At 72.2% G+C, this 24,597-nt stretch carries 29 protein-coding genes and 1 riboswitch; of the genes, 16 read left to right on the top strand and 13 right to left on the bottom strand.

Annotated elements, in window-relative coordinates:
• Positions 1-30 precede the first annotated feature (30 nt).
• Positions 31-176: riboswitch (cobalamin riboswitch) on the bottom strand.
• A 282-nt stretch (positions 177-458) separates the two neighbouring features.
• Both ACVHNB_RS29405 and ACVHNB_RS29400 read left to right on the top strand, forming a co-directional pair.
• Entirely contained in the window at positions 459-695 is a 237-nt protein-coding gene (locus ACVHNB_RS29405) for a DUF397 domain-containing protein (protein WP_428955514.1), read from the top strand.
• Between the two features lie 26 nt (positions 696-721).
• Positions 722-1,033, top strand: a complete 312-nt coding sequence (locus tag ACVHNB_RS29400; RefSeq protein ID WP_428955515.1) for a hypothetical protein — start codon at positions 722-724, stop codon at positions 1,031-1,033.
• On the opposite strand, the gene ACVHNB_RS29395 is transcribed toward ACVHNB_RS29400, so the two are convergent.
• From ACVHNB_RS29395 to ACVHNB_RS29375, 5 genes are all read right to left on the bottom strand, one after another.
• Positions 966-1,556, bottom strand: coding sequence for a hypothetical protein (locus ACVHNB_RS29395; RefSeq protein WP_456226261.1), 591 nt, complete (start codon positions 1,554-1,556; stop codon positions 966-968). The two genes, ACVHNB_RS29400 and ACVHNB_RS29395, sit on opposite strands and share 68 nt — an antisense overlap.
• A gap of 46 nt (positions 1,557-1,602) precedes the next feature.
• The gene (locus ACVHNB_RS29390) at positions 1,603-2,457 is read right to left on the bottom strand and encodes a helix-turn-helix domain-containing protein (RefSeq protein WP_428957708.1); all 855 of its coding nucleotides are present in this window, start codon (positions 2,455-2,457) and stop codon (positions 1,603-1,605) included.
• A 347-nt stretch (positions 2,458-2,804) separates the two neighbouring features.
• Positions 2,805-3,026: a hypothetical protein gene (locus tag ACVHNB_RS29385; protein ID WP_428955517.1), complete on the bottom strand. Its 222-nt coding sequence runs from the start codon at positions 3,024-3,026 to the stop codon at positions 2,805-2,807.
• 16 nt (positions 3,027-3,042) lie between these two features.
• The gene (locus ACVHNB_RS29380) at positions 3,043-4,317 is read right to left on the bottom strand and encodes an anion permease (RefSeq protein WP_456226260.1); all 1,275 of its coding nucleotides are present in this window, start codon (positions 4,315-4,317) and stop codon (positions 3,043-3,045) included.
• Positions 4,318-4,520: 203 nt separating this feature from the next.
• Positions 4,521-5,264: a lysozyme gene (locus tag ACVHNB_RS29375; RefSeq protein WP_428955519.1), complete on the bottom strand. Its 744-nt coding sequence runs from the start codon at positions 5,262-5,264 to the stop codon at positions 4,521-4,523.
• 182 nt (positions 5,265-5,446) lie between these two features.
• Between ACVHNB_RS29375 and ACVHNB_RS29370 the strand changes: the two genes are divergently transcribed.
• The 3 genes from ACVHNB_RS29370 (at position 5,447) to ACVHNB_RS29360 (ending at position 8,884) form a co-directional block, all read left to right on the top strand.
• Positions 5,447-6,121 (top strand): class II aldolase/adducin family protein, encoded by a 675-nt coding sequence (locus ACVHNB_RS29370; protein ID WP_456226259.1) that lies wholly within the window; start codon positions 5,447-5,449, stop codon positions 6,119-6,121.
• 110 nt (positions 6,122-6,231) lie between these two features.
• Entirely contained in the window at positions 6,232-7,359 is a 1,128-nt protein-coding gene (locus ACVHNB_RS29365) for an alpha/beta hydrolase (RefSeq protein WP_428955521.1), read from the top strand.
• Positions 7,360-7,495: 136 nt separating this feature from the next.
• On the top strand, positions 7,496-8,884 hold the full coding sequence (locus tag ACVHNB_RS29360) for a hypothetical protein (RefSeq protein WP_428955522.1): 1,389 nt from the start codon (positions 7,496-7,498) through the stop codon (positions 8,882-8,884).
• A 13-nt stretch (positions 8,885-8,897) separates the two neighbouring features.
• Here the strand turns inward: ACVHNB_RS29360 and ypfJ are convergent, their stop codons facing one another.
• Positions 8,898-9,785, bottom strand: coding sequence for a KPN_02809 family neutral zinc metallopeptidase (ypfJ, locus tag ACVHNB_RS29355; protein WP_428955523.1), 888 nt, complete (start codon positions 9,783-9,785; stop codon positions 8,898-8,900).
• A gap of 218 nt (positions 9,786-10,003) precedes the next feature.
• Here ypfJ and ACVHNB_RS29350 point away from each other — a divergent pair, with 218 nt between their 5' ends.
• The 4 genes from ACVHNB_RS29350 to ACVHNB_RS29335 all read left to right on the top strand — a co-directional run bounded on the left by ACVHNB_RS29350 (position 10,004) and on the right by ACVHNB_RS29335 (position 14,023).
• Positions 10,004-10,813: a hypothetical protein gene (locus tag ACVHNB_RS29350; RefSeq protein WP_428955524.1), complete on the top strand. Its 810-nt coding sequence runs from the start codon at positions 10,004-10,006 to the stop codon at positions 10,811-10,813.
• 96 nt (positions 10,814-10,909) lie between these two features.
• Complete coding sequence (gene abc-f / locus ACVHNB_RS29345; RefSeq protein WP_428955525.1) at positions 10,910-12,508, top strand: ribosomal protection-like ABC-F family protein; 1,599 nt, start codon at positions 10,910-10,912, stop codon at positions 12,506-12,508.
• A gap of 364 nt (positions 12,509-12,872) precedes the next feature.
• A complete protein-coding gene (locus ACVHNB_RS29340) occupies positions 12,873-13,094 on the top strand; it encodes a helix-turn-helix domain-containing protein (RefSeq protein WP_324772334.1) in 222 nt (73 codons plus the stop codon).
• Positions 13,095-13,231: 137 nt separating this feature from the next.
• Positions 13,232-14,023, top strand: a complete 792-nt coding sequence (locus tag ACVHNB_RS29335) for an enoyl-CoA hydratase/isomerase family protein (RefSeq protein WP_428955526.1) — start codon at positions 13,232-13,234, stop codon at positions 14,021-14,023.
• A 1-nt stretch (position 14,024) separates the two neighbouring features.
• Here the strand turns inward: ACVHNB_RS29335 and ACVHNB_RS29330 are convergent, their stop codons facing one another.
• Positions 14,025-14,765 carry a nucleopolyhedrovirus P10 family protein gene (locus ACVHNB_RS29330; protein ID WP_456226258.1) on the bottom strand — a complete coding sequence of 247 codons (741 nt, stop codon included), beginning with the start codon at positions 14,763-14,765 and terminating at the stop codon, positions 14,025-14,027.
• 105 nt (positions 14,766-14,870) lie between these two features.
• On the opposite strand from ACVHNB_RS29330, the gene ACVHNB_RS29325 reads away from it, so the two are divergent.
• Genes ACVHNB_RS29325 through amaP form a run of 5 tightly spaced genes read left to right on the top strand, consistent with a single transcriptional unit; the run spans position 14,871 to position 17,152 of the window.
• Positions 14,871-15,341 carry an Asp23/Gls24 family envelope stress response protein gene (locus ACVHNB_RS29325; RefSeq protein WP_428955528.1) on the top strand — a complete coding sequence of 157 codons (471 nt, stop codon included), beginning with the start codon at positions 14,871-14,873 and terminating at the stop codon, positions 15,339-15,341.
• A gap of 40 nt (positions 15,342-15,381) precedes the next feature.
• Positions 15,382-15,567, top strand: a complete 186-nt coding sequence (locus ACVHNB_RS29320; protein ID WP_127830364.1) for a hypothetical protein — start codon at positions 15,382-15,384, stop codon at positions 15,565-15,567.
• Positions 15,568-15,570: 3 nt separating this feature from the next.
• The gene (locus tag ACVHNB_RS29315) at positions 15,571-15,915 is read left to right on the top strand and encodes an Asp23/Gls24 family envelope stress response protein (RefSeq protein WP_428955529.1); all 345 of its coding nucleotides are present in this window, start codon (positions 15,571-15,573) and stop codon (positions 15,913-15,915) included.
• The gene (locus ACVHNB_RS29310; RefSeq protein ID WP_428955530.1) at positions 15,912-16,568 is read left to right on the top strand and encodes a DUF6286 domain-containing protein; all 657 of its coding nucleotides are present in this window, start codon (positions 15,912-15,914) and stop codon (positions 16,566-16,568) included. The genes ACVHNB_RS29315 and ACVHNB_RS29310 overlap by 4 nt, the downstream gene beginning before the upstream one ends.
• Positions 16,565-17,152 (top strand): alkaline shock response membrane anchor protein AmaP, encoded by a 588-nt coding sequence (gene amaP / locus ACVHNB_RS29305; protein ID WP_428955531.1) that lies wholly within the window; start codon positions 16,565-16,567, stop codon positions 17,150-17,152. The genes ACVHNB_RS29310 and amaP overlap by 4 nt, the downstream gene beginning before the upstream one ends.
• A gap of 101 nt (positions 17,153-17,253) precedes the next feature.
• Here the strand turns inward: amaP and ACVHNB_RS29300 are convergent, their stop codons facing one another.
• The 6 genes from ACVHNB_RS29300 to ACVHNB_RS29275 all read right to left on the bottom strand — a co-directional run bounded on the left by ACVHNB_RS29300 (position 17,254) and on the right by ACVHNB_RS29275 (position 22,762).
• Positions 17,254-18,009: an SDR family oxidoreductase gene (locus tag ACVHNB_RS29300; protein ID WP_428955532.1), complete on the bottom strand. Its 756-nt coding sequence runs from the start codon at positions 18,007-18,009 to the stop codon at positions 17,254-17,256.
• Positions 18,010-18,014: 5 nt separating this feature from the next.
• Positions 18,015-19,808, bottom strand: coding sequence for a glycoside hydrolase family 15 protein (locus ACVHNB_RS29295; protein ID WP_428955533.1), 1,794 nt, complete (start codon positions 19,806-19,808; stop codon positions 18,015-18,017).
• Between the two features lie 77 nt (positions 19,809-19,885).
• The gene (locus ACVHNB_RS29290; protein WP_428955534.1) at positions 19,886-20,683 is read right to left on the bottom strand and encodes an SURF1 family cytochrome oxidase biogenesis protein; all 798 of its coding nucleotides are present in this window, start codon (positions 20,681-20,683) and stop codon (positions 19,886-19,888) included.
• Between the two features lie 77 nt (positions 20,684-20,760).
• Positions 20,761-20,994: a hypothetical protein gene (locus ACVHNB_RS29285; RefSeq protein ID WP_255966985.1), complete on the bottom strand. Its 234-nt coding sequence runs from the start codon at positions 20,992-20,994 to the stop codon at positions 20,761-20,763.
• Positions 20,995-21,057: 63 nt separating this feature from the next.
• Positions 21,058-22,068 (bottom strand): DEDDh family exonuclease, encoded by a 1,011-nt coding sequence (locus tag ACVHNB_RS29280; RefSeq protein ID WP_428955535.1) that lies wholly within the window; start codon positions 22,066-22,068, stop codon positions 21,058-21,060.
• Positions 22,069-22,135: 67 nt separating this feature from the next.
• Positions 22,136-22,762 (bottom strand): TetR/AcrR family transcriptional regulator, encoded by a 627-nt coding sequence (locus tag ACVHNB_RS29275; RefSeq protein ID WP_428955536.1) that lies wholly within the window; start codon positions 22,760-22,762, stop codon positions 22,136-22,138.
• 142 nt (positions 22,763-22,904) lie between these two features.
• On the opposite strand from ACVHNB_RS29275, the gene ACVHNB_RS29270 reads away from it, so the two are divergent.
• Positions 22,905-23,702, top strand: coding sequence for an acetoacetate decarboxylase family protein (locus ACVHNB_RS29270; RefSeq protein WP_428955537.1), 798 nt, complete (start codon positions 22,905-22,907; stop codon positions 23,700-23,702).
• A complete protein-coding gene (locus ACVHNB_RS29265) occupies positions 23,702-24,586 on the top strand; it encodes an SDR family NAD(P)-dependent oxidoreductase (RefSeq protein WP_428955538.1) in 885 nt (294 codons plus the stop codon). The genes ACVHNB_RS29270 and ACVHNB_RS29265 overlap by 1 nt, the downstream gene beginning before the upstream one ends.
• The last annotated feature ends 11 nt before the right edge of the window (positions 24,587-24,597 follow it).

The following is a 24,597-nucleotide window of genomic DNA, read 5'->3' as shown; positions in this document are numbered from 1 at the left end:
AGTTGTCCTCACTCAGGGTGTCCACGCCCTGGTTCGACGAGACCGGCAGCGAGAGTTCCTGGCTCGCCCTCCCGGAGAAGGGCTCACAGTGGCGGGACCGCGCCGGATTCGCACCGGCTTCCTCGGACTGCTGCCGTATATGGCCCGGGAAGTCCACCACGGTGCGCGAAGGTGCGTCAACTTGCCGTTGACCTGGGAGAGGGGAGTGTGGGGAGGTCCACAGCGCCGCGTGGGACCCGTTCACTGGGCCGGAATTCCTCTATGGGTCGAAAACAGGCCTACCTAGACTGGAAGACGGCAGACGGAGAGCGGTCCACGAGTGGTTGAGGGCGCCTTGGCGACGTGGTGAGGCGGATCCGTCCGGGACACCTGGGCGGGTCGCCCCGGCGGCGCTATGGTGCCTGCACGCGGGCGTGCAATGACGGGGGACGCCGGCTCTCGAGCAGGAGGAGGCCGGTGTGTCCCATGGGAGAGAGCACGCTCGGTCATGGCAGGAACAGGTCACCGGGCCGTGGCGCAAGAGCAGTTACTCGGGTCTGAGCGGGGACTGCGTGGAAGTGGCGCTCGGTGAGACCGAGGTCCGAGTCCGTGACTCCGGGAACCGGGATACGGCGGATCTGGTCTTCCGGCGCATCCGGTGGCAGGCGTTCCTGAGGGCTCTGGGCGGGTCCGGTCCGGGCAGGACCGACCGCTGAGTCCACCGCGGGGGGAGGAGGGCGCGATGACCGGTCACCACATGACCGAGGCGCGGCAGCGGGCGCACGGGGCGGTGAGCCGCACCGCGCGCGGAGTCGTCTCCCCACGTGGCCTCGTGGTGTTCTGTCTGGCCTGTGGCGTTGCGGCGAGCGTCGTCGGGGCGCTGGCCGCCGCACTGGTCCCGTCCGGCCAGGCCCGCGTCGTGGTCTGGGTGTTGGTCGCCGCGCTGTTCGCCGCCGCGACCGGCTTCCGCGCGGGACTACGGAGCGTCAGGGGCGGCTCGCAGCACCGGGATCCGGTGACGGATCGGGGTCGGACGGCGGGGCGTCGGCGCTGAGCGGCGACCGGATGGCCTCCGCACAGCGCAGGAGGAGCCGGGCGAAACCGTAGGCGATCGCGGTCACCGGGGACGACGCCGCGGCGACGACCGAACCCACCGCCCAGGGCGAGGTCAGGCCACACGCCTGGATCAGCACCACGAGCCCCGCCAGCCCGCCCAGCAGGACCAGCCCGCCGGACAACGAGGCCAGCAGCAGAAGTCTCGTGTGGCGACGGTTGTCCAGCATGATCTGGGCGTACATCCAGCCGGCCCGCCGGGTCAGGTCGTCGCTGGACACGACGTGGATGACCACGGCACCGAACGACGGCCGCTCGCCGGGAAGCTGTGCCACGACACCGACGACGGTGTCGGAGGCGGTGTCCGGGCCGGCGGGCGGCTCCCCGCTGTCCGGAGTGCCCGTGGCCGCCGGGGCGTTCGTACCGGCCGCACCACGCGCATCACCGCCACCATCGGTGCCGTCGAGCCGGGGACCGGCGGCCGCGAGGAGCCGCCACCACCACTCGTCGCCTGCGGCCGGCATGTGCGCCTCCTACACGGGCTCTCCAGGGCTCGGCCCGCTTGTCACCTCACGAGGTGTCGAGCCCGTCCCTGGTCTTGCTGATGAGATCGATGGCCAGGTCGCCGCTGTACGCGATCTCGCGGAGCGATTCGAAGCACTCCTGGTGTCGCACGATCAGTTCGTGGTCGTCACGGATCGTCTGGTTGCCCTCGGACTCCCGGTACAGCAGGTCGTCGTCGTCCGTGAAGCCGAGCAGGATGAAGCTGTTGAGCGTGGCGAAGTGCGCGCCCGCCGTGAAGGGCAGCACCTGGAGCGACACCCGGGGCTGCTGCGCGACGTCGAGCAGGTGCTGCAGCTGCCCGCGCAGCACACGCGTACCGCCGATCTGCCGGTGCAGGGCCGCCTCGTCCAGGATGAAGAACGTCCAGGGCGGGGTCTCGCCCTCCAGGGCGCGCTCCTGCCGCTCGGTCCGCAGCTCGACGATCCGCCGCGCCCGGGCCTCCTCCACGTGCGGCGCCAGCATGGCCATCGCGTAGTCCTCGGTCTGCAGCAGACCGGGCACCACGATCGGGTGGTACGTGCGGATCGACGCGGCGGCGCTCTCGTAGCCCAGGTACTGGCGGAAGCCGGGGTTGAGCACGTCGTTGTACTGCGTCCACCAGCTCAGCCCGCGCGACCCGCGCGCGGCCTCCTCCAGTTCGTTCCGCAGGTGCTCGTCCCTGACCTCGTAGTGCTGGAGCAGGGCCCGGAGGTCGGTCACCGAGACGCTCACCGTCCCGGCCTCGATGCGCATGATCTTGGACAACGACCAGTCGAGCGCCTGTGCCGCGTCGGTCTGCGTCTGCCCGGTTGCTTCACGGGCCTTGCGCAGTTCGATGCGCAGCCTGCGCCGATTGAGGCTGGGGTCGATGTCGCGGGCCATCATCTCTGTCTCCTTGCCGACCGTGTGCCAGGTCTCGATGCACCAGGTGAGAGCTAGCCAAATAGTGAACGGAAGCTAGCAGACAGCTGGTGGCGAATGGCTGGTGGCGGATGGAGTGCTGGCGGGGTGGCTCATGTCAGTCTGCCATATGGCATGTCCGCTGTGGCCTGGAGAACAGGGCTCGATGGGCCGTCCTCGCAGGGTCGCGACATTTGGCAGCGTCACACCCGTTCCGGTGACAAGTCGAACGTGAAAGCGGGGTGCGGGACGCCGTACGTCCCGCACCCCGCTCGGGTGCTGCTGGGCCTCTGTCGCGTTCAGAAGGTGAACGCGGCACAGGCGTGTCGTCAGGCCACGATCAGAAAGATCCCGTACGCCACGGCCGCCGCGCACAGCGCGAAGCACAGGTACGCGCCGGACGTGGCAACCGTCGCCGAACCGCCCTGCCGCGCCGCCGACTCCCGCTTGGAGAGGCCGACGATGCCGAGGGTGAACAGGCCCACCAGGGCCACGGTGACCACGAGGCTGACCCCGAAGACGGAGCCGAGAGCCGCCCAGTCGATCTTCATAGCTGGTCCTGCTTCCTTACAGCGTGGCGCCGGCGGGGCGCGCGGGGTCGGCCACGGCGGGAGCCGGAGCGGGGATCGTGGACTTGATGTCGGCCGACGCCCCGGCCTCCGCGACCGCGCCGATCGGCGGCGGGGTGACCGCGGCGATGGCCGTGGTCACGACGCCCGCGGGCTCCTCGGTGGAGTCGATCGCGTCGTCGGTGACGTTCGTGTGGTCGACGGAGTCGCGGCGGGACAGCTTCCAGATGACCGCGGAGCCGCCGACCAGGAGAGCGGCGGTGAGGCCGATGCCCCACGGGCCCTGCTTGGTGAGGAACTCGGCGCCCGCGCCGACCAGACCCGCGGCCGGCAGGGTCAGACCCCACGCGACGAACATCCGGGTGGCGGTCGACCAGCGGACGACACCGCCCTTGCGGCCGAGACCGGAGCCCATGACGGCGCCGGAGCAGACCTGGGTGGTGGAGAGCGAGAAGCCGATGTGCGAGGAGGCGAGGATCGCCGTCGCGGCGGACGTCTGCGCGGCGAAGCCCTGCTGCGGCGCCAGATCGGTCAGGCCCTTGCCCATGGTGCGGATGATCCGCCAGCCGCCCAGGTACGTGCCCATCGCGATGGCCAGACCGGCCGACACGATGACCCACAGCGGCGGGTCGGCGTCCGGCGCGAGCACGCCGCCGGTGATCAGGGCGAGGGTGATGATGCCCATCGTCTTCTGGGCGTCGTTCGTGCCGTGCGCGAGGGAGACGAGGCCGGCCGAGGCGATCTGCCCGGCGCGGTAGCCCTTGGAGGTGGCCTTCTCGTCGGTGTGCTTGCTGATGCGGTAGGTCAGGCGCGTGGCGAGCATCGCGGCGAGGCCGGCGACGATCGGCGCGGCGACCGCGGGCAGCAGCACCTTGGTGACGACGGTGCCGCCGTTCACCGACGACCAGCCCATCGACATGACCGCGGCGCCGATGAGGCCGCCGAACAGTGCGTGCGAGGAGCTGGACGGCAGGCCGACCAGCCAGGTCAGCAGGTTCCAGAGGATGGCGCCGACGAGCGCCGCGAATATGACCTCGGTCTTGAGGCCGTCCTCGTTGATGATGCCGCCGGAGATGGTCTTCGCGACCTCGACGGAGAGAAACGCTCCGACCAGGTTCAGCACGGCGGACATGGCCACCGCCGTCTTCGGCTTGAGGGCGCCTGTCGAGATGGTCGTCGCCATCGCGTTGGCGGTGTCGTGGAAACCGTTGGTGAAATCAAAGACCAGCGCGGTAACGATCACGATCGCAAGGAGCAGCGTGATGTGTTCCATTTACCCAGGCTTCGTTCGGACGTCAGTGGCACGGTGAACGTAGGCAAGCCGGGTGAACGGAAGATGAACTGGGTCGGGCTTTGTGGTGACCCGATCCGGAGCGCCGCCGCTCCGCTTGGCACGGGACGGCGGCGCGGATTCCGTATCGACCTCGTCGCAGCCCCGGAATCAAGGGTTCCGCGGGACTTTCGACCCTGCCCCGACTACCCCTGGGCGAACCTCTTCAACTGGGCCATCGAGCCGTTGAAGAGATTCTGGTCACCCGGCAGGCTGCCGTGGTTGTCGTACTGCCAGAACGTCCAGTAGGACCACCCGGCGGGCAGCGTGCCCCAGCTCGCGTCGTAGCGCGCGAGCCACAGGGCGTGGTTGGCGGCGAAGGCACCGCTGTTGCCGGTGCACCTCTTCCACCAGTGGTAGTTGGTGTAGATCACCGGGCGGCGCCCGGTGCTGCGCTTGATCTCGTCGCTGAAGGACGCGACCCAGGCGACCAGTCGCGCCTTGCTCATGCCGTAGCACTTCTTCTTGCTGTACGGGTTGTACTCGATGTCGAGCGCGGGCGGCAGCGTCCATCCGTCCCGCGACCAGGCCCCGCCGTTGCGCACGAAGTACGCGGCCTGCGTCCGGCCCGACGACTCGTCGGGCAGGGCGAAGTGGTAGGCGCCCCGGACGATGCCGGCGTTGCGGGCGCCGTTGTACTGCTGTGTGAAGTAGGGATTCTTGTAGGTGGTCGACTCGGTCGCCTTGACGTAGGCGAACCGGGCCCCTTCGTTCTTCGCCTTCCGCCAGTTGACGTGCTTCTGGTGCGACGAGACGTCGTGCCCCCTCGGCCCGGCGGCGGCGTGTGCGGGCAGCTCGGCGAGTGCGGTTCCCCCCAGTGTCAGAGCCGCCACCGAAGTCGCCGCGACGATGCGGACACGGTGACGGGACGGTTTGTGGTCACGAGCCATATTTCCCCCCGGATGGCGACGTGCATGACAAATCTCCCAGAGATTACCGGATGATCCCGTCTTGCCCGTCGAACCCCAGCCAATCGTCATCTGCGGGGCATCCCTGCCCAAACGCGGCCTTACGGACGCCCCACCTCCGGGCTAATCTGCGCGGACCCCGCCGCGGCGGCGCGGCTGGCAGGATGCGCGCCATGGCGGAACTCGAGCAGGCGTGGGAAGAGCTGGTGGCGACGGCCCGCAGGACGGTGGCCGACGGGCTGGTCGTCGGGACGTCGGGCAACGTCTCGGTACGCGTCGGCGAGGGCGGCGACAGCCGCGTTCTGGTCACCCCGAGCGGCGTCCCCTACGACCGCCTCACGCCGCACGACCTCGTCGCCGTCGGCCTCGACGGCACGCAGCACACCGGCACGCTCGTCCCCACCAGCGAACTTCCGATGCACCTCGCGGTCTACCGGCACACCGACGCACGGGCCGTCGTGCACACCCATGCCGTGCACGCGACCGCCGTCTCCACGCTCGTGCCCGAACTCCCGTCCGTCCACTACATGACGGCGGCCCTCGGCGGTCCCGTGCGTGTCGCCCCCTACGCGACGTACGGCACCGAAGAGTTGGCCGAGAACATGCTCGCCGCCCTGACCGGCCGCACCGGGTGCCTCCTGCAGAACCACGGCACCCTCACATACGGAGACAGTCTCGACCGCGCCTACGACCGCACCGCGCAACTGGAGTGGATGTGCCGCCTCTGGCTCACCGCCCACTCCGTCCCCGGCCGCACCCCGTCCCTCCTCAGCGACGAACAGCTGCGCGAGGCGGGGGAGCGGCTCAGCGGGTACGGGCAGCGGCCCGCCCAGGGATAGTCCGCCCTCGCGCGGGAAAACCCGGCCCCACCCGGCACGGAGGCCGACGGACGTCACCCCCGCCCGCCGTCCCACTGGCCGGGGCGGGCCCGCCAGCCGACACTGGACGGGTGCGTACCGCCAAAGCGACGGCCGCTGCCGTCACCGCCGTGCTCGGGGCCTCCGCCGCCGCGATCGCCGCCGGCCGTCTGGCCAGCGACGCCGCGCTCAAGGCGCCCGCGGGACGCCCCCTGCCCACCGAGCCCCGGCTCACCGTCCACGCCACCGCGGCGGGCCAGATCACCCTCACCCGCGACCTGGCCTCACTGCGCCCGGGCACGTACGGACTCGCGGGCGACGGCTGCCACGCGGTCGTCGGGCCCGTCATCGAGTCGGCGCCGCACGCCGCGGACACCGTCGTACGCCGCCTGGAGCGCGTCACCCACGGCACCCTCGGACCCGGCGCGAAGGTCTGGCTCACCCCGCAGGTGCACATCGGCGACCCCAAGTCCGCGCTCGGCCTCGACCACGCCGACATCGACATTCCCGGCGAACTCGGCGCACTGCCCGCCTGGTTCGTGCCCGGCGTCCGCGACACCTGGGTCATCACGGTGCACGGCCTCGGCACCACCCGCGAACACCCCATGAACCTCATGGAGTTCCTGCACCACCACCGCTTCCCGGTGCTCGACCTCGCCTACCGCGGCGACCTCGGCGCGCCCCGCTCGCCGGACGGGCTCGGCCACCTCGGCGAGACGGAGTGGCGCGACCTGGACGCCGCGATCCGCTACGCCGTGCGCTACGGAGCCCGGCACGTCATCCTGCACGGCTGGTCCACCGGCGCCACCATGGCCCTGCACGCCGCCGCCCACTCGGCGCTGCGCGACCGCGTCAGAGGCCTGGTCCTCGACTCCCCGGTGCTCAGCTGGGAGGCGACGCTGCGCGCCCTGGCCGGCGCCCGGCGCACGCCGGGCCCGCTGCTCCCGCTCGCGGTCCGGGCCGCGCAGGGCCGCACGGGCCTGAGCGGCGACCGCCTCGCCGAGACCGCCGACCCGGCCGCCCTCAAGGTCCCCACGCTCGTCCTGCACGGCCCCGCCGACGAGGTGGCCCCCTGGGCCCTCTCCCGTCGGCTGGCCGACCGCCGGCCCGACCTGGTCACCCTGCACACGGTCGACGACGCCCCGCACAACGCGATGTGGAACGCGGACCGCAAGGGCTACGAGGAGGCGCTGCGGCGCTTCCTGACCCCACTGATGTGACCCCGCCGACGTGACCGCCCGCCGGCGCCCGCCCGGCACGCGGCGGACGGCGGAAGGCTCCTGACGAACCACGAGCCGAACCCCGAACAACAGCTCCCGTTTGGGAATTCGTGGGGTCACCCTGGAGACTGCTCCAGTGACGTCCCGTACCCCGCGCGACTCCAGGCTCCGACTCGTCAGCCCGCGCCGCCAGCCCCTGGCCGCCGCCGCCCCACGCGCAGCGGTCCGGCGGCCCGCGCCGCGCCCCCCGGAGGGCACCCCGCCCCCCGCCGAACTCGCCCGCACCGCCCGGCAGGGCCTGGCCGCCGCCGTACGCGTGGCGCGCTGGGCGGACGCCACGCTGAGCCCCGGGAACGGCACCGGCGCGCGCGACGGCAAGGGCACCCTCTCGGACGCCACCGCGCGCCGCGCCGCCGACGACCTCGGCCTCACCGTCGGCCAGGTCCGCGCCGACTGGGACACCGCACGCCTCGCCGGCCTCGTCGAGGTGCACGGCGACATCGCCCGGCCCGGCTGGCGGCTGCGGGCCTGGGACCGCGACGACACCGCCGTGCTGCGCGGCTGGGTCGCCCTGTTCGACGCCTGGTCGCTGGTCCACCCGGCGCCGGACTCCCTGGAGCCCGCCGCGGTGGCCGAAGTCGTCGAGGCCGTACCGCAGTTGCTCTCCTTCTGCCAGCTGATGGCGGGCCCTGTCCCGGCCGCCCAGCTCCTCGACCTGCTCGACCAGCGCGTCGTCGAACTGCGCACCGAGCGCTGCGAGATCCCCTACGGGCCGCAGCCCGAGCCGGTCCCGCCGGAGGACACCCCGCTGCTGCCCCTGCTCGACTGGGCCCTCGCGGGACTCGCCTCCGTCGGCGCGCTGACGTACGCCGACGGGCACGCCGTCCTCACCCCGCTGGGCAGTTGGGCGGTCTGGGTCAAGCTGGAGCAGATCTGCGTCGCCGCCCAGTCCCCGGCCGGGAACATCGAGGTGTCCGCCGAGGACATGCTGCGCGGCTGCGCCCGCCTGCGCCCGAACGCGGCCCGCTCCGAGTACCGCGCCTGGCTCGCCGCCCGCGACACCGGCAGCGCCGTCGTCGAACTCCTCGACGCCGCCCGGGGCGAGGACGCCCTGCTGCGCGGCCTCGCCTTCGAGGCGCTGCGCGTCGTCGGGGCGCCGGCCGAGCCCGAGGTGCGCCGCGCCGCCGACGAGCCGGGGCTGCGCGCCTACGCCCTGCTGTGGCTCGCCGAGTACGAGGGCGCCGACCCCGAGGACGTGCACACCGTGCTCACCCGCGAAGAGGCCACCTGGCTGTGGGTCGACACGGCCGCGGCGGTCGCCGACCACGGCGAAGCCCCCCTGCTCGTACGGCACTTGGAGGCCGCGGTGCAGCCGACCGTGCCCGCGCTGATCGAGGAGGTCCGCGCCGTCGGCCACCCGCGCACCGTCCAGGTCCTGGTCGCCCTGGCCGCCGCGCACCCCGACCCGGCGCTCGCGAAGGCGGTGCGCCGGGCCGCGTTCCAGGTCCACACGGGCGGGGCGTGACGCCCCGCGGGGCTCACCGGAAGGTGTTGCACTGCGCCATGTCGCCGCTCTTGAAGCCCTGGTAGAACCACTGCTGGCGCTGCTGGGCCGAGCCGTGCGTCCACGACTCGGGCGTCACCCGGCCCTGGAACTTCTCCTGGATCCGGTCGTCGCCGACCGCGGCGGCCGCGTCCAGACCGTCCCGGATGTCGGCGTCGGTCAGGCTCGTGATGAGCGGCTTGCCGGTCTTGTCGTCGGGCGTCGTCGTCGCGTGGCGGGCCCACACGCCCGCGTAGCAGTCCGCCTGCAGCTCGACCTTGACCGCGTTGCTGTTCTCGCCCGTGCGCCCGTCCTGCGACCGCTTCAGGGTGCCCATCAGGTTCTGCACGTGGTGCCCGTACTCGTGGGCCACGACGTACGCCTGCGCGAAGGGACCGCCGCTCGAACCGAACTTGGTGCGCAGCTCGTCGAAGAACCCCAGGTCCAGATAGACCTTCCGGTCGCCGGGGCAGTAGAACGGCCCGACCGCCGAGGTCGCCTGGCCGCAGGCGGTGGGCACCCGGTTGGTGAAGAACACGGTGGACGCGTCGGTGTAGCGGCCCTGCCGGCGCTGGAACTCCGGGCGCCAGTAGTCCTGCACGCTGTTGACCACCGCCACGATGCGGCAGTCGTCCTTGGCGTTCGCGTCCTGTCCCGTACGGCAGTGCTGCTGCACCTGCGCGGCGCTGGAGACCGTCGTGGCCGGGGTGCCGGTGTCGTCCGACGAGAGCCCGAACTCGTTCGTGCCGAAGAAGAGTCCGAAGAACAGCGCGATCAGCCCGGCGAGACCGCCGCCGATCGTCGCCTTCCCGCCGGGGACCCGGCTGCCGCGCACGTCCTGGACCTCAGACGTGTCCAGATTGGCGTCGTCGTCGAACTGCATGCCCGCACCGCCTAGTCGCCGAGAGCCGAAGTCCGGAGGAGGAATCGACCACTTCATCCTGTGACACACCCCGTCGCCGGGCCCTGATCCGGCGTCCGAACGGGGGACAGGCGCCCTCGCGGCCGCCGTGTCGCCTCCGCCCGCGGACCCCGCCGCCTCACCCCACGACTACGCTCTGCGCCTGTTCCGTGGCTGATGGTGAGGTAGGGGGGCGTGTGATGGCGGTCGTACCGCTCGACGTGACGACAGAGGCAGGCCCCGCGCGGCAGACCGTCCGGCCGCCGCTGCCGCCCCCGGAGCCCACGCCCCGCCGCCCGCGCCCGGGCCTCCTCCTGGCGCTCGCCGCCGCCCTCCTCGCGCTGCCCCTGATCACCGCCGCCCACCAGGCCCGCCCCGCCCCCTACGGGGACCACCTCACCCGCTACGCGCGCGTGGCCGCGGATCCCGGTGAGAGCGCTCCCCGGCTGCGGACGCGAGGCGCGGCGGTCGAGGCGTACGACACCGCCGTGCGCTGGCGGCACACCCGCGAAGGGCGCCGCCCGCTCGCCGTGCTGGCCGCGCCCGGCCAGGCGTTCGCGCTGTGGAGCGACGGCATGGTCACCGACACCGAGAGCGCCGGGGGCCGGTCCGTGCGCTGGCACCGGGCGATCCCGGACGCCGCGGCCTGGCTGCGCACGCCGGGAGCGCGCGGCGGCGCCGGGGTCCTGCAGCCGCTCGACCCCGAGGTCCGGATGCTCGCCGTCGTCACGCCGCGGCGCATCGCCGCGTACCGCACCGCGGACGGCGACCTGCGCTGGGTGCTGCCCGCGCGCGCGGGCTGCGTCTTCGCGCCGGCCGCCCACCTGCGGCGCCGGACCGCCCTGCTGATCGCCCAGCCCTGCGCGGACGACAAGGTCGCCTGGAGCGAGCGGATCGTGGCCGTCGACAGCCTCGGCAGGATCGTTCCCCGCCGCACGCCCCTGGGCAACGAGCTGCCCGGCCGGAGCCGGTCCGAAGCCCCGGGAAATCCGCTTGCATCCCACCGTTAAACTGGCTCGCATGACGTTTCTTCTCTGGGTGGTTTAGCGGCGCCGACCGGCCCTCGCCTTGTCAACCAGCCGTTAACCCTGTCCTGGAGCACTCCCGTGATCACCGCATCCGGTATCGAACTGCGCGCCGGCGCCCGCATCCTCATCGAGAACGCCACCTTCCGTGTCGCCAAGGGCGACCGCATCGGCCTCGTCGGCCGCAACGGCGCGGGCAAGACCACCCTCACCAAGTGCCTCGCCGGTGAGGGCATCCCGGCCGGCGGGACCATCTCCCGCTCCGGCGAGGTCGGCTATCTCCCGCAGGACCCGCGCACCGGCGACCTCGACGTCCTGGCCCGCGACCGCATCCTGTCCGCCCGCGGCCTCGACGTCCTGATGCGCAAGATGCGCGAGAACGAGCAGCGGATCGCGACCGGCTCCGGCGCCACCCAGGCCAAGGCCCTCAAGCAGTACGAGCGCCAGGAGACGGAGTTCCTCACCAAGGGCGGGTACGCCGCCGAGGCCGAGGCCGCCACCATCGCCGCCGCGCTCAACCTCCCGGACCGCGTGCTCGGCCAGCCCCTGCACACGCTCTCCGGTGGTCAGCGGCGCCGTATCGAGCTGGCCCGCATCCTCTTCTCGGACGCGGACACGCTGCTCCTCGACGAGCCCACCAACCACCTGGACGCGGACTCGATCGTCTGGCTGCGCGACTACCTCAAGACGTACAGCGGCGGCTTCATCGTGATCTCCCACGACGTCGACCTGGTCGAGACGGTCGTCAACAAGGTCTTCTACCTGGACGCCAACCGCTCCCAGATCGACGTCTACAACATGGGCTGGAAGCTCTACCAGCAGCAGCGCGAGGCCGACGAGAAGCGCCGCAAGCGCGAGCGGCAGAACGCCGAGAAGAAGGCCGCCTCCCTGAACGCGCAGGCCGACAAGATGCGCGCCAAGGCCACCAAGACGGTCGCCGCGCAGAACATGGCCAAGCGCGCCGACAAGCTGCTCGCCGGCCTGGAGGCCGTCCGCCAGTCCGACAAGGTCGCCAAGCTCCGCTTCCCCGAGCCCGCGCCCTGCGGCAAGACGCCGCTGATGGCCGAGGGCCTGTCGAAGTCGTACGGCTCCCTGGAGATCTTCACCGACGTCGACCTGGCCATCGACAAGGGCTCCCGCGTCGTCATCCTCGGCCTCAACGGCGCGGGCAAGACCACCCTGCTCCGTCTCCTCGCCGGCACCGAGAAGCCCGACACCGGCCAGGTCGTCGAGGGCCACGGCCTCAAGCTCGGCTACTACGCGCAGGAGCACGAGACCCTCGACCCCGAGCGCTCGGTCCTGGAGAACATGCGCTCCTCGGCCCCCGACCTCGATCTCGTCGAGGTCCGCAAGGTGCTCGGCTCGTTCCTGTTCTCCGGCGACGACGTCGACAAGCCGGCCGGGGTCCTCTCCGGCGGCGAGAAGACCCGTCTGGCCCTGGCGACCCTCGTGGTCTCGGCGGCCAACGTGCTGCTCCTCGACGAGCCCACGAACAACCTCGACCCCGCCAGCCGCGAGGAGATCCTCGGCGCGCTGCGCACCTACAAGGGCGCGGTCGTCCTCGTCACGCACGACGAGGGCGCCGTCGAGGCGCTCCAGCCGGAGCGCATCATCCTGCTCCCGGACGGTGTCGAGGACCTCTGGGGCCAGGGCTACGCGGACCTCGTCGCCCTCGCCTGACGCGCTTCGCACCCGTCGGCGCGGCGTGATCGAATGACTGATCCACTCCATATGGATCATTCGGCCGATCCGTGATCCTTCATCTGAGTGAGATCGCCTCGTACTGCGGTGCGTCCTACACGGATTTTCCCGCCGTCTGGGACTCGGAGCCCTTGCGGCGCTTGGGATGTCGCTGACCTGCCGGTTCTTCGGTACGGGTGGTTCCGGACACCGTGGAAGGGGTCCGGAACCATGAATTCCACTCGTGTGGATCGCCTTCCGTTCCGGAATTGGGCGGCTACGGACCTTGCCGAATGGGTGGCCAGGAACGCCGCAAGGGGTGATCATGGGAATTCCAGAGCGCACTTCCCATGAGGAGGCACGGGTGGCCGAGACTCTGAAGAAGGGCAGCCGGGTAACCGGCGCCGCGCGCGACAAGCTCGCGGCAGACCTGAAGAAGAAGTACGACTCCGGTGCGAGCATCCGAGCACTGGCCGAGGAGACCGGCCGCTCGTATGGCTTCGTGCACCGGATGCTGAGCGAATCCGGGGTCACGCTGCGAGGTCGCGGCGGGGCCACGCGAGGCAAGAAGGCCGCGGCGAACTGACGCGACCGGCCTGCTCTCGCGGGTCAGCAAGGACTCGTTCGGCTCACTGGTTCCTTTGGTGACCACCCGGTCGGTCGGCTGATCGGCCGGGTGGTTACTGTGCAGTCACTTATGACCGCGCAGACTCGGAGGCCCAGATGACCAAGCTCGCACCGCTGCTCGACCAGGACGGGGTGCGGCTCACCGTCGACGACGCGATCGCCACGGTGACCCTGGCCAACCCGGACAAGCGCAACGCCCAATCTCCCGCTCTGTGGCGGGCGTTGACCGCAGCCGGGCGTGCCCTGCCGGGGTCCGTGCGGGTCGTCGTGGTGCGCGGTGAGGGCAAGTCCTTCTCCGCCGGCCTGGACCGTCAGGCGTTCACGCCCGAGGGTTTCGACGGCGAGCCGTCCTTCATCGACATGGCACGCGGCGGCGAGGAGTTCCTCGACGCCACGATCGCCGAGTACCAGGACGCTTTCACCTGGCTGCGGCGCAGCGACATCCTGTCCGTCGCCGCTGTCCAGGGCCATGCGATCGGAGCCGGATTCCAGCTCGCCCTCTCCTGCGACCTGCGCGTCGTCGCCGACGACGTGCAGTTCTCCATGCGCGAGACCAGCCTCGGTCTCGTACCGGATCTCACGGGCACGCACCCGCTCGTCTCGCTGGTCGGGTACGCGCGGGCTCTGGAGATCTGTGTCACCGGACGCTACGTCCACGCCGACGAGGCCGTGGCCAGCGGCCTGGCCAATGTCGCCGTGCCCGCGGACCAGGTGGACGCCGCCGTACAGGATCTGGTCGGCGCGCTGCTCGCCGCCCCGCGGGACGCCGTGATCGAGACCAAGGCGCTGCTGCAGGGCGTGAGCGGCCGCACGCTGGACGAGCAGCGCACGGCCGAGCGTGCCGCGCAGGGCCGGCGGCTGCGGGACCTGGCCGGCCTCGGCGACTGACCTACTCCTGCCGCTCGGCCGGCGCGATGTGCGTGACCAGCGCCGCGACGGTCGGCGCGTCCGGCAGCGCCGCCGACACGGCCTGCCGGACGGCCCGCGCCACATCGAGGGCGCGGGCCCCGGCGGACACCGCCAGCTCCACCCGTACATGACGCCGCGGCAGCGACGCGGCTCCCGCCTGCTCCTCGATGTGGACCGCACGGCCCATGCCGCCCAGCACGCCCGTCAGCCGGAGCACCCCGGGCACGTCGAGCGCCGCCTGCGCCACGCGCCCCTCGTCGCCGGACAGCGACGTCGGCTTCGCCGCGGCCTCCGGCTCCGCCGGGGCCGCTTCCGTCTCCGGATCGGCGTCCAGCAACGCCGTGACCTGGAGATCCACCTCCGTCACCAGCAGGCCCAGACGTCCCTTCGCCGCCTGCGAGAGCGCCTCGCGCAGCCGGCCGGCGGCCAGCGGCAGCGGCTCGTCGGACGTCGCCGCGCACTGGGCCACGATCCGCAGCGGCCCCGGCGGCAGCGCGCTCGGCGGGGCAGGCACCGCCGCCTCGTACGTCCCGTCGGGATCGGCCGGCGACAGGCGTACGGAACCGAGCCGCACGCCCCGCACCTCGACCGCAGCCCGCCGCAGCACTCCCTGCGCCGCCGGCTCCGCGATCCACGCCCCGTCACCCGGTCCGCCCAACGGCAGCAACCTGCCGATGCCTAGCTGTTGCCGTACCGCCTGTGCCCATCGGTCTACCGTCATCGCCCCAGGCTGCCCCATCCCGGGCGCGGGTCCGGGTAACCGCACTTAATGTGGGCAAAAGAAGGCAGCACTTGACCTAGATCACCTCACAGAGGGGATGGCCCGATGAGCGACACCGCGCAGAAGCCGGGCGAGACGCCCGCGGCCCCCGCAGGCAAGACCAGCGTGACCAAGCGGGGCGGTGGCGACCCCGCGAGCAGGGGACGGACCACCATCGCCGACGGCGTCGTGGAGAAGATCGCCGGACTCGCGGCGCGCGACGTCGTCGGCGTCCACGCGATGGGCAGCGGCCTGTCGCGGACCTTCGGCGCGGTGCGCGACCGGGTCCCCGGCGGCACCAAGTCCGTGTCGCGCGGCGTGAAGGCCGAGGTCGGCGAGGTGCAGACCGCCCTCGACCTGGAGATCGTCGTCGAGTACGGCGTGTCGATCGCGGACACCGCGCGCGACGTGCGGGAGAACGTCATCGCAGCCGTCGAGCGCATGACCGGCCTCGAGGTCGTCGAGGTGAACATCGCCGTCAGCGACGTGAAGCTGCCGGACGAGGAGGACGAAGAGCCGGAGTCACGGCTCCAATGACATCCGGGTCCGCAACCAGGTCACGTAGGAGGAACGCACGATGAATCTGGCCGTGATCGGCATGATCGCCGGCATGGCTCTCGGTTTCGCCGGATATTTCGGCGGCTTCGGGGCCTTTCTGCTGGTGGCGGCGCTCGGCGCCATCGGCTTCGTCGCCGGCCGGTTCCTCGAAGGGGACCTGGAACCCGGCGAGTTCTTCCGTACGCGCGGCGACCGGCGGCGGTGACCCGTGGCGACACAGGTCGCGCCCGCGGAGCGCGGCGCGACCCGGATCGCCGACCGGGTCGTCGCGAAGATCGCCGCGTACGCGGCACGTGAGGCACTGGACGCCGTCCCGGACGACGGGGCGCCGCCGCACGCCACCGTGAGCGTGCACCACGAGACGGCCCGCGTCCGCATCAGCCTGGAACTGGACTACCCGTCCGACATCGGCGCGCAGTGCGGTGCCGTGCGTCGACAAGTCACCGAACGGGTAAGGGCGTTGGCGGGAATGGAGGTGCCGGAGGTGGCCGTCCAGGTGGAACGGCTGCACTCGGCACAGACGCGCGGAACGGACCGGGGGAGGATCCGGTGAGCGACCCCACCCAGCAACTGCCCGTCGTCGAGCGGGCCGGCGCGGACCTCGGCGACCAGTCGGCGTCCGCGGCGGCCTACGCACCGCACCCGACCCTGGAGGGCGACGAGAAACCCGGCCGGTTCTGGTCGGCCCGCCGCGTCCCGTCGGCGCTGGCCGCGCTCGTGCTCCTCGGCGGCCTCGGCGTCCTGCTCTACGACATCGCGGCGGTACGGGCCGGCCGTCCCGCCATGCAGTGGCGGCGCACCCTGGCCCGCGAGCTCGCCGAGCGGCCGCTGGACGACACCGCCGTCCTGGTCGGCGCGGGCGTCGCCGCCGCGCTCGGCCTCTGGCTCCTCGTCCTCGCGGTGACCCCCGGGCTGCGCGGAGTCCTGCCGATGCGCCGCACCCATCCCGACGTACGGGCCGGACTGCACCGGGACGCCGCCGCCATGGTGCTGCGCGACCGGGCCATGGAGGTATCGGGCGTGCAGTCCGTACGCGTCCGGATGAAGCGGTCCAAAGTGGATGTCCGGGCGGTCTCGCACTTCCGTGAACTCGACGACGTACGGGCCGACCTCGACGCCTCGCTGGGCGACGGCATCAGAGAGCTGGGGCTCGGCAGCGCGCCCGGGCTCTCGGTGCACGTGGCGCGCCCCGGCAGGAAGGGATGAGTGGCGTGCTCAGAACCGTGAACCGGATCCTGCTCGGTCTGCTCGGCCTCGTCCTGCTGCTCGGCGGCGGCTCGGTGCTCGCCGTCGGCCTCGGCGCGAAGCCGCCGTCCTGGTGGATCCACGACGGCCGCAAGGACGTCCTGCTCAGCGTCGCCGACCGGGACCGCTGGCGCGACGAGGGCTGGTGGTGGCCGACGGTGATCGCCGTGCTCGGCGTCGTCGTGCTGCTCGCGCTGTGGTGGCTGGTGGCGCAGTTCCGGCGCCGCCGGCTCACCGAGGTGCTCGTCGACACCGGGGACGGCGAGGGCGCGCTGCTGCGCGGCCGGGCCCTGGAGAGCGTGCTGGTCAGCGGCGCCGAGTCGCTGGACGGAGTGGACCGGGCGGGCGTCGTCCTGACCGGCCGCCGCTCGACACCGCAGGCCCGCGTCGGCCTCACCCTGGAACCGCACGCCGCCCCCGGCCGGGCCCTGCACCTGCTCGGCGAGGAGTCGCTGGCGCAGGCGAGGGACTCGGCGGGCCTGGCGGCGCTGCCGGCGGAGGTCCGTCTGAAGGCGGTCAAGCACCGCGCCGAGCGGGTGAGCTGACCGCTCCCTTCGGGCTCGTGGCCATCAGCCCGTCCGGCGTTCGAGGACGAGCCCGAAGGGCGATCGACGGGGCACAGCCCCGTGCCCAGGAACGAGACCGGTCAGAACCCGTGCCGGTACCCACCGTCGACGGGCAGCATGACCCCGGTCAGATACGAGGCCGCGGGGGACAGGAAGAACGCGGCGGCCTTGCCGAACTCGTCCGGGGTCCCGTACCGCCGCAGCGGAATCCGCGACTCGTTGGCCTTCCGGGTCGCCTCCGGATCCGCCGACATCCCGTCCAGCTCGCGGACGCGATCCGTGTCGATGCGCGCCGGAAGCAGCCCCACGACCCGGATCCCGCGCGGCCCCAGCTCGTCCGCGAGGGACTTGGCGAACCCGGCGAGACCGGGCCGCAGCCCGTTCGAGATGGTCAGCCCCGGGATCGGCTCGTGCACGGAGCCGGAGAGCACGAACCCGATGACACCGCCCTCGCCGAGCTCGGCCGCCGCCGCCCGCGCGAGCCGCACCGCGCCGAGGAACACCGACTCGAACGCGGTCTGCCACTGCTCGTCCGTGTTGTCCGCGACGAACCCGGGCGCGGGCCCGCCCACGCTGACCAGAATCCCGTCGAACCCGCCGAACTGCTCGCGCGCGGCGCCGATCAGCCGCTCCGCGACCTGCGGATCGGCGTTGTCGGCGGCGACCCCCAGCGCGTTCGGGCCGAGCGCCGCCGCCGCGTCCTTGACCTTCTGCTCGTCCCGTCCGGTGATGACGACCTTCGCGCCGTCGGCGACGAGCTCACGCGCGGCGGCGTTGCCGAGGCCACGGGTGGCGCCGGTGACTACGTAGACACGGTCCTTCAGTCCAAGATCCATGGCTCCTATCCTGCCTCTCCGCTCCCGGCGCCGCCGAACAGGGTCAGCGCGGTGGTCACCAGGCCGATGTGGCTGAACGCCTGCGGGAAGTTGCCGAGCAGGTGACCCGCCTCGGGGTCGTACTCCTCGGCGAGCAGCCCCACGTCGTTGCGGAGCGCCACCAGCCGCTCGAACAGCTCGCGCGCCTCCTTCGTGCGCCCCGTCATGTGCAGCGCGTCCGCCAGCCAGAACGAGCAGACGAGGAAGGTGCCCTCCTGCCCCGGCAGGCCGTCGACGGTGTGGTGGTCGAGGGTGTAGCGGCGGACGAAGCCGTCCGCCCCCAGTTCGTCGCGCACCGCGTCGACGGTGCCGATCACGCGCGGGTCGTCCGCCGGCAGAAAGCCCACGCGGGGGATGAGCAGCGTCGCCGCGTCCAGCTCCGTGGAGCCGTAGTACTGGGTGAAGGTGCCCCGTTCGGTGTCGTAGCCGTGCTCGCACACGTCCTGGTGGATGGCGTCGCGCAGCTTGCGCAGCCGGTCGGGATCGCCGGGCAGTCGCGGGTCGTCCTCCAGGGCGCGCACGGTGCGGTCGGCGGCGACCCACGCCATGACCTTCGAGTGCACGAAGTGACGGCGCGGCCCGCGCACCTCCCACAACCCCTCGTCGGGCTCGCGCCACGCGTCGTGCAGGAAGTCCAGGAGCGCCAGTTGCAGCCGCCAGGCGTGGGGCTGGTCGGGCAGTCCCGCGCGGCGGGCCAGCGCCAGCGAGTCGACGACCTCGCCGTACACATCGAGCTGCAACTGGTGCACGGCGTCGTTCCCGCTGCGTACGGGACGCGAGTCACGGAACCCGTCCAGCCAGGACAGCTCCTGCTCGGGCAGCCGCCGCTCGCCCGACAGGCCGTACATGATCTGCAGCTTCGCCGGGTCGCCGGCGGCCGCCCGCAGCAGCCAGTCGCGCCAGGCCTCGGCCTCGTCCAGATATCCGGCCGAGACCAGCGCGTTCAGGGTGAGCGTGGAGTCGCGCAGCCAGCAGTAGCGGTAGTCCCAGTTCCGTACACCGCCGATCTCCTCCGGCAGCGAGGTGGTGGGCGCGGCGACCATGCCGCCCGTCGGCGCGTACGTGAGCGCCTTGAGAGTCAGCAGGGAGCGGAGCACGGCGTCGCGGTGCGGGCCCTCGTAGTGGCACCGCTCGGACCACGCCTGCCAGTCCGCCAGGCTGTGCCGCAGCGACTCGTGCGGGTCGACGAGGTCCGGGCGCGGCTCGTGCGAGGGGTGCCAGGTCAGGACGAAGGCGACCGTCTCGCCCGCCTCGACGGTGAACTCGGAGTGGGTGCCGAAGGACTCGCCCCAGGTGTGCACCTCGGGTTCGCTGCGCAGCCACGCCGAGTCGGGGCCCGCCACGGCCACCCGGTGCCCGTCGCTGCGGCGCACCCACGGCACGACGTTGCCGTAGTCGAACCGCAGCCGCAGGGTGCCGCGCACGGTGACGCGGCCGCTGATCCCCTCGACGATCCGGACGAGATCGGGTGCCTTGTCGCGCTGCGGCATGAAGTCGGTGATCCGGACGTGGCCCTCGTCGGTCTCCCACTCCGTGTCCAGGACCAGCGAACCCGGCCGGTAGGCACGGCGCGTACAGGCGCCGGCGCCCTTGGGGGCCAGGCGCCAGTGGCCGTTCTCCTCGTCGCCGAGCAGCGCGGTGAAACAGGCCGGTGAGTCGAAGCGGGGCAGACAGAGCCAGTCGACAGAGCCGTCCCGGCCGACCAGGGCCGCGGTCTGTTCGTCGCCGATGAGGGCGTAGTCCTCGATATGTGGGTGCACGCGGTCCGGGTTCCCGGCGTCCGTGCGCGGCAATCCAGGACGGGACCGGCCGGGTGATCAGCGCGGCAGGCCGGGCGCTACACGGCGGCCGGTGCGGACTCCTGCGCGGCCTGCTCGGACTCCGCCCTGCGGCGTCGGTCGCGCAGCTCGCGCCGGACCAGGACCACCCAGCCGACCGGTACGGCCGCGGAGAACAGCCACCACTGGTACGCGTACGCGTAGTTCAGCGCGGAGTCCTCCTTGCCGGGCTTGCCGATCAGCTCCGGGGTGTCGCCCTTGGGTTCGGGGGCCGTCTGCGCCACGTAGCCGCCGAGCACCCGGGCGTCGAGGCGCTTGGCCTCCTGCTCGCTGTTGACCAGCATGATCTGCCGGTCGGGCAGCCCCTTGAGGTTCTTGATGCCGCTCGCCGCGGTCGTCTCGTCGGGCATCAGCCGCCCGGTGACGGTGACCTCGCCGCGGGGCGGCGCGGGGATCTTCGGGAAGGTGCTCTGGTCGGTGTCGTCGTCCGGGATCCAGCCCCGGTTGACCAGGACCACCTTGCCGTCGTTCAGCACGAACGGGGTCAGCACGTGGTAGCCGACCTCGTCGTTGGAGTTCACGCGGCGCCGCACGACGACCTCGTCATCGGTGTCGAAACGGCCCGTCGCCGTCACGGCGTGGTACCGCTGGCCGGTGGTGACGGTGTGCCCCGGCGACGTCAGCCCCTCCACGGGCACCGGCTTCGCCGACAGCGCGTCCGTGACCAGCTGGTTCCGGGCGGCGCGCTCCTCGTAGCGGTGCATCTGCCAGATGCCCAGCCGGATCATCGTGGGGATGAGGACGAGGGCGAGCAGGGTGAGGATCACCCACTGCCGGGTCAACAGGAAGCGGTACACCCCATGACCGTACCGCTAGGCCATGGGGTGATTTCAGCGGGGTGCGCCCGGTTGGGGAGGGCGGCTGCGCCGGGGCGTCAGACCTTGTCGACGATGCCCACCTTCCCCTCCGCGCGGGAGCAGTGCGCCCCGCAGAACCAGTGCCCGTCGACCTCGACGCCCTGCCCGATGATGCGGCACCGGCAGTGCTCGCAGATCGGTGCCATGCGGTGGATGGCGCAGGAGAAGCAGTCGAAGACGTGCACCGCGCCCTGCGCGTGCACCTCGAAGGACATGCCGTAGTCGTTTCCGCAAACCTCACAACGTGCCATGCGCCACAGGGTGGGCGCCGGGGCTCCGCCAGGCGAGCGGGCGCGGGGCGAGTCGCCCCGCAATCACCCGTCTGTCGCTCGGGCCCCGCCCGCCGGCGCCGCGTCCGCCACGTCCTGCAGCAGCTGTCCGAACGCGGCCTCGTCCACGACGGGCGTCCCGAACTGCTTCGCCTTCACGACCTTCGACGTGTACGAGTCCGGGTCATTGGTCACCAGGAGGCTGGTCAGCCGGGACAGGCTCGTCGCCACATGCAGCCCCGCGTCGACCGCCCGGTCCTCCAGCAGCTCCCGGTCGGTCGAGGTGTCCCCGGAGAACGCGACCCGCATGCCCTGCTTGAGCGGTTTGCCCGGCTCGTACCGGCCGGGGTTCGGGTACGGGCAGGCCGGCCGCTTGCGCGCGGGGCGCCAGCTGCCGCCACCGCCGCCGCGGTAGGAGGACGCCGACTGACGCGGCACCGACGACGAGTCCGACCACTCCGTGAGCGGGCGGCACTCCAGGAGCGGCAGCCGCACGTTCCCCTCGGCGGCCGCCCGCAGGCTCGGCCGGAACGCCTCCGCGAGCACGCGCGCGTCGTCGAGCGCGTGGTGCGCGCGCTCCTGCACGACACCGAAGTGCGCGGCCAGCGACTCCAGCTTGTGGTTGGGCAGCGGCAGGCCCAGCTCCTTGGACAGCGCGATGGTGCACAGCCGCTGGCGCACCGGGGCGGTCCGCCGGGCGCGCGCGTACTCACGGGCGATCATCGACCAGTCGAACACCGCGTTGTGCGCGACCAGGACACGGCCGTCCAGGCGGGCGGCGAACTCCTCGGCGATCTCCGGGAACAGCGGCGCGCCGTCCAGGACGTCGGTCGTCAGACCGTGGATCCACACCGGACCCGGATCGCGCTCCGGGTTGACCAGCGTGTACCAGTGGTCCTCGACCTCGCCCTGCGCGTCGAGGCGGTAGACGGCGGCCGAGATTATCCGGTCGTCCCTGGAGAGGCCGGTGGTCTCCACGTCGACGACCGCGTATCCCTTCGGGTACGCGGTCGGCCAAGGGGCTGCGGACGCAGCGGTCGGGCGGTCTTCGAGCATGGTCCCTGAGGATACGGGCCGTCACTGACACTCCGGTCGCCGCCCGCCCCGAAACCGGCCGCCGGCGTCAAGTGCCCGTCTCCAGGAGGGACTTCACCAGCGCCCGGACGGAGGTGATGAACAGCCGCTCCGGATCCACCGGCGCGGCGAGCGCCCGGACGAGGGCCCGGTCGTCCTCGGCGGCGGCCGTGCCCGCCCACAGATCCTCCTCGCCGGGGCGCTGCACGGGCGCCCGCTCGCGGTTCCGCTCGACCAGGACGTGCCCGACGACCTGGAACTGCACCACACGCACGGCCTCGGCGGCGCGGGCCCCGCGCAGCCCCGCCGCGTGCACCTCGTGCACCAGGGCCTGCTGCGCGGGCAGGAACATCCGCTCGGTGAGGCCGCGCTCGTGGACCATCGCCACCAGATGCGGATGCGCGCGCAGCTGGCGGCGGAGCGTCCGCGCGACCGAGACGACCCGCTCCTGCGGGGTGCCGCCGCGCGGCCGGATCTCGCCGAGGTCGGCGACCGTGCGCTCCACGAGGGCGTCCAGCAGCGACTCGCGGTTGCCGACGTGCCAGTAGATCGAGGTGACCGCCGTGCCCAGCTCGGCCGCGAGCTTGCGCATGGTCAGCGCCTGCGGGCCGTCCTGCTTGACCAGGGCCGCGGCGGCGGCGAGCACCTCGTCGCGGGTGAGCGGCGCGCGCGTCATGGATCGCCCCCCTCTTCCGGTGTTCCCGTTCCGGCCGGTGCACGTGTCTTTACCCTTCATCGGCGTCGGTGTAACTGTGTTACAGGCGCCTCGCGAACGACCCCCGGAAAGTCACCTCTGGCTTCAGGAAGGGCGGTACGACATGGCACGCGTACGGTACGGAGCGCGCACCGAGGCGGAGATCGCCGCCGCGCGCACCGCGAGCAGCAAGCTTCCCGACATCTGGTCCACCGGCGTGGTCGCCGTGTGGGAGTCCGACCCGGACACGGTGGCGGCGGTGCTCCCGCCGCCGCTGAAGCCCACCGCGCGGCCGCTGGTGCGGGTCAACATCAGCAAGGTCGACCTGCCGGGCTATCCGCTGGGCGCGGGCTCGGTCGCCGTCGCCGCCGAGCACGGGGGAGTGGAGGGCTGGTATCCGCTCGTCATGCCGATGACGCACGAGCGCGCCCTGATCGGCGGCCGTGAGGTCTTCGGCGAACCGAAGAAGCTCGGCGACGTCACGGTGGAGCGCGACGGGCTCGTGGTGCGGGCGGCCCTGGCCCGGCACGGCATCGAGTTCGTGGAGGTGCGCGGCGCGGTCAGCGAGAGCCTGCCGCTGCCGGAGCCGACGCAGAAGACGGACTTCTACTTCAAGTTCCTGCCCGCGGTGGACGGTTCGGGGTTCGACGCGGACCCGGTCCTCGTGCACTGCGTACGCAACGAGAAGGTCAGGAAGCTGGAGCGGATCACCGGGGACATCGTGCTCCGCGAGTCCATGTACGACCCGATCGCCGACCTTCCCGTACGCACGCTCGTGGAGATCACCATCGGCGAGAAGACCACCGACCAGAAGGGCCGGGTCGTCGAGCGGGTCAGCGGCCAGGCCCTGCTGCCGTACATCCATCAGCGCTACGACGACCCGCAGCAGATCCTCGACGGGCCGCCCGAGGGGAGCGCCTGATGCGGCTGGAGGCGGGGCAGGTCGCCGTCGTCACCGGCGCGGCGAGCGGCATCGGGCTCGCCCTGGCCCGGCGGTTCGCGGCGGACGGCCTGAAGGTCGTGCTCGCGGACGTGGAGAAGGGCGCCCTGGAGAGCGCGGCCGAGGCGCTGCGGGCGGACGGGGCGACGGTGCACGCGCGCGTGGTCGACGTCGGTGAGCGCGAGCAGGTCATGGCCCTGGCCGAGGACACGTACGCCACCTTCGGCGCCTGCCACGTGCTGTGCAACAACGCGGGCGTCGGCTCGGGCGCCGAGGGCCGGATGTGGCAGCACGAACCCAACGACTGGAAATGGGCGTTCGACGTCAACGTGTGGGGCGTCTTCCACGGCGTCCAGGCGTTCGTGCCGCGCATGATCGAGAGCGGTGCCCCCGGGCACATCGTCAACACCTCCTCCGGGGACGGCGGGATCGCACCGCTGCCGACGGCCTCCGTGTACGCGGTCACCAAGGCGGCCGTCGTGACGATGACCGAGTCGCTGTACGCGCATCTGCGGGCGGAGCACGCGCGCGTGGGCGCCTCCGTGCTGTTCCCGGGGCCCCACATGCTGCGTACGGGCCTGTGGGAGTCGCACCGCAACCGGCCCGACCGGTTCGCGAAGGAGCGCCCCCGCAAGACCCCGTACCGCAGCCTCGACCAGTGGGAGGCCGCCATGAAGGAAGCCGGCCGCGAGGTCGAGTTCACGCCCGTGGAGGAGGTCGCGGACCTCGTCGCGGAGGGCATCGCGGCGGACCGGTTCTGGCTGCTTCCCGAGAGCGAGCACAGCGACCGGCAGATCCGGGCCAGGTCGCAGTCGATGCTGGACCGGGCGAACCCGGCGTACCTGGAGAGCTTCATTCTCGACTGAGGGACGACAGA

The organism is Streptomyces sp. YJ-C3 (genome assembly GCF_053891275.1).
The sequence above is the reverse complement of the archived record's forward strand: the minus strand, read 5'-3'. Positions and strand labels throughout refer to the sequence as shown.

Bases quoted from the DNA above. Each gene is read 5' to 3' on its own strand.
- ACVHNB_RS29400 (WP_428955515.1), top strand. From the start codon at position 722: ATGACCGGTCACCACATGACCGAGGCGCGGCAGCGGGCGCACGGGGCG.
- ACVHNB_RS29395 (WP_456226261.1), bottom strand. From the start codon at position 1,556: ATGCCGGCCGCAGGCGACGAGTGGTGGTGGCGGCTCCTCGCGGCCGCC.
- ACVHNB_RS29390 (WP_428957708.1), bottom strand. From the start codon at position 2,457: ATGGCCCGCGACATCGACCCCAGCCTCAATCGGCGCAGGCTGCGCATC.
- ACVHNB_RS29385 (WP_428955517.1), bottom strand. From the start codon at position 3,026: ATGAAGATCGACTGGGCGGCTCTCGGCTCCGTCTTCGGGGTCAGCCTC.
- ACVHNB_RS29380 (WP_456226260.1), bottom strand. From the start codon at position 4,317: ATGGAACACATCACGCTGCTCCTTGCGATCGTGATCGTTACCGCGCTG.
- ACVHNB_RS29375 (WP_428955519.1), bottom strand. From the start codon at position 5,264: ATGGCTCGTGACCACAAACCGTCCCGTCACCGTGTCCGCATCGTCGCG.
- ACVHNB_RS29370 (WP_456226259.1), top strand. From the start codon at position 5,447: ATGCGCGCCATGGCGGAACTCGAGCAGGCGTGGGAAGAGCTGGTGGCG.
- ypfJ (WP_428955523.1), bottom strand. From the start codon at position 9,785: ATGCAGTTCGACGACGACGCCAATCTGGACACGTCTGAGGTCCAGGAC.
- ACVHNB_RS29350 (WP_428955524.1), top strand. From the start codon at position 10,004: ATGGCGGTCGTACCGCTCGACGTGACGACAGAGGCAGGCCCCGCGCGG.
- ACVHNB_RS29335 (WP_428955526.1), top strand. From the start codon at position 13,232: ATGACCAAGCTCGCACCGCTGCTCGACCAGGACGGGGTGCGGCTCACC.
- ACVHNB_RS29330 (WP_456226258.1), bottom strand. From the start codon at position 14,765: ATGACGGTAGACCGATGGGCACAGGCGGTACGGCAACAGCTAGGCATC.
- ACVHNB_RS29325 (WP_428955528.1), top strand. From the start codon at position 14,871: ATGAGCGACACCGCGCAGAAGCCGGGCGAGACGCCCGCGGCCCCCGCA.
- ACVHNB_RS29320 (WP_127830364.1), top strand. From the start codon at position 15,382: ATGAATCTGGCCGTGATCGGCATGATCGCCGGCATGGCTCTCGGTTTC.
- amaP (WP_428955531.1), top strand. From the start codon at position 16,565: ATGAGTGGCGTGCTCAGAACCGTGAACCGGATCCTGCTCGGTCTGCTC.
- ACVHNB_RS29300 (WP_428955532.1), bottom strand. From the start codon at position 18,009: ATGGATCTTGGACTGAAGGACCGTGTCTACGTAGTCACCGGCGCCACC.
- ACVHNB_RS29285 (WP_255966985.1), bottom strand. From the start codon at position 20,994: ATGGCACGTTGTGAGGTTTGCGGAAACGACTACGGCATGTCCTTCGAG.
- ACVHNB_RS29280 (WP_428955535.1), bottom strand. From the start codon at position 22,068: ATGCTCGAAGACCGCCCGACCGCTGCGTCCGCAGCCCCTTGGCCGACC.
- ACVHNB_RS29275 (WP_428955536.1), bottom strand. From the start codon at position 22,762: ATGACGCGCGCGCCGCTCACCCGCGACGAGGTGCTCGCCGCCGCCGCG.
- ACVHNB_RS29270 (WP_428955537.1), top strand. From the start codon at position 22,905: ATGGCACGCGTACGGTACGGAGCGCGCACCGAGGCGGAGATCGCCGCC.
- ACVHNB_RS29265 (WP_428955538.1), top strand. From the start codon at position 23,702: ATGCGGCTGGAGGCGGGGCAGGTCGCCGTCGTCACCGGCGCGGCGAGC.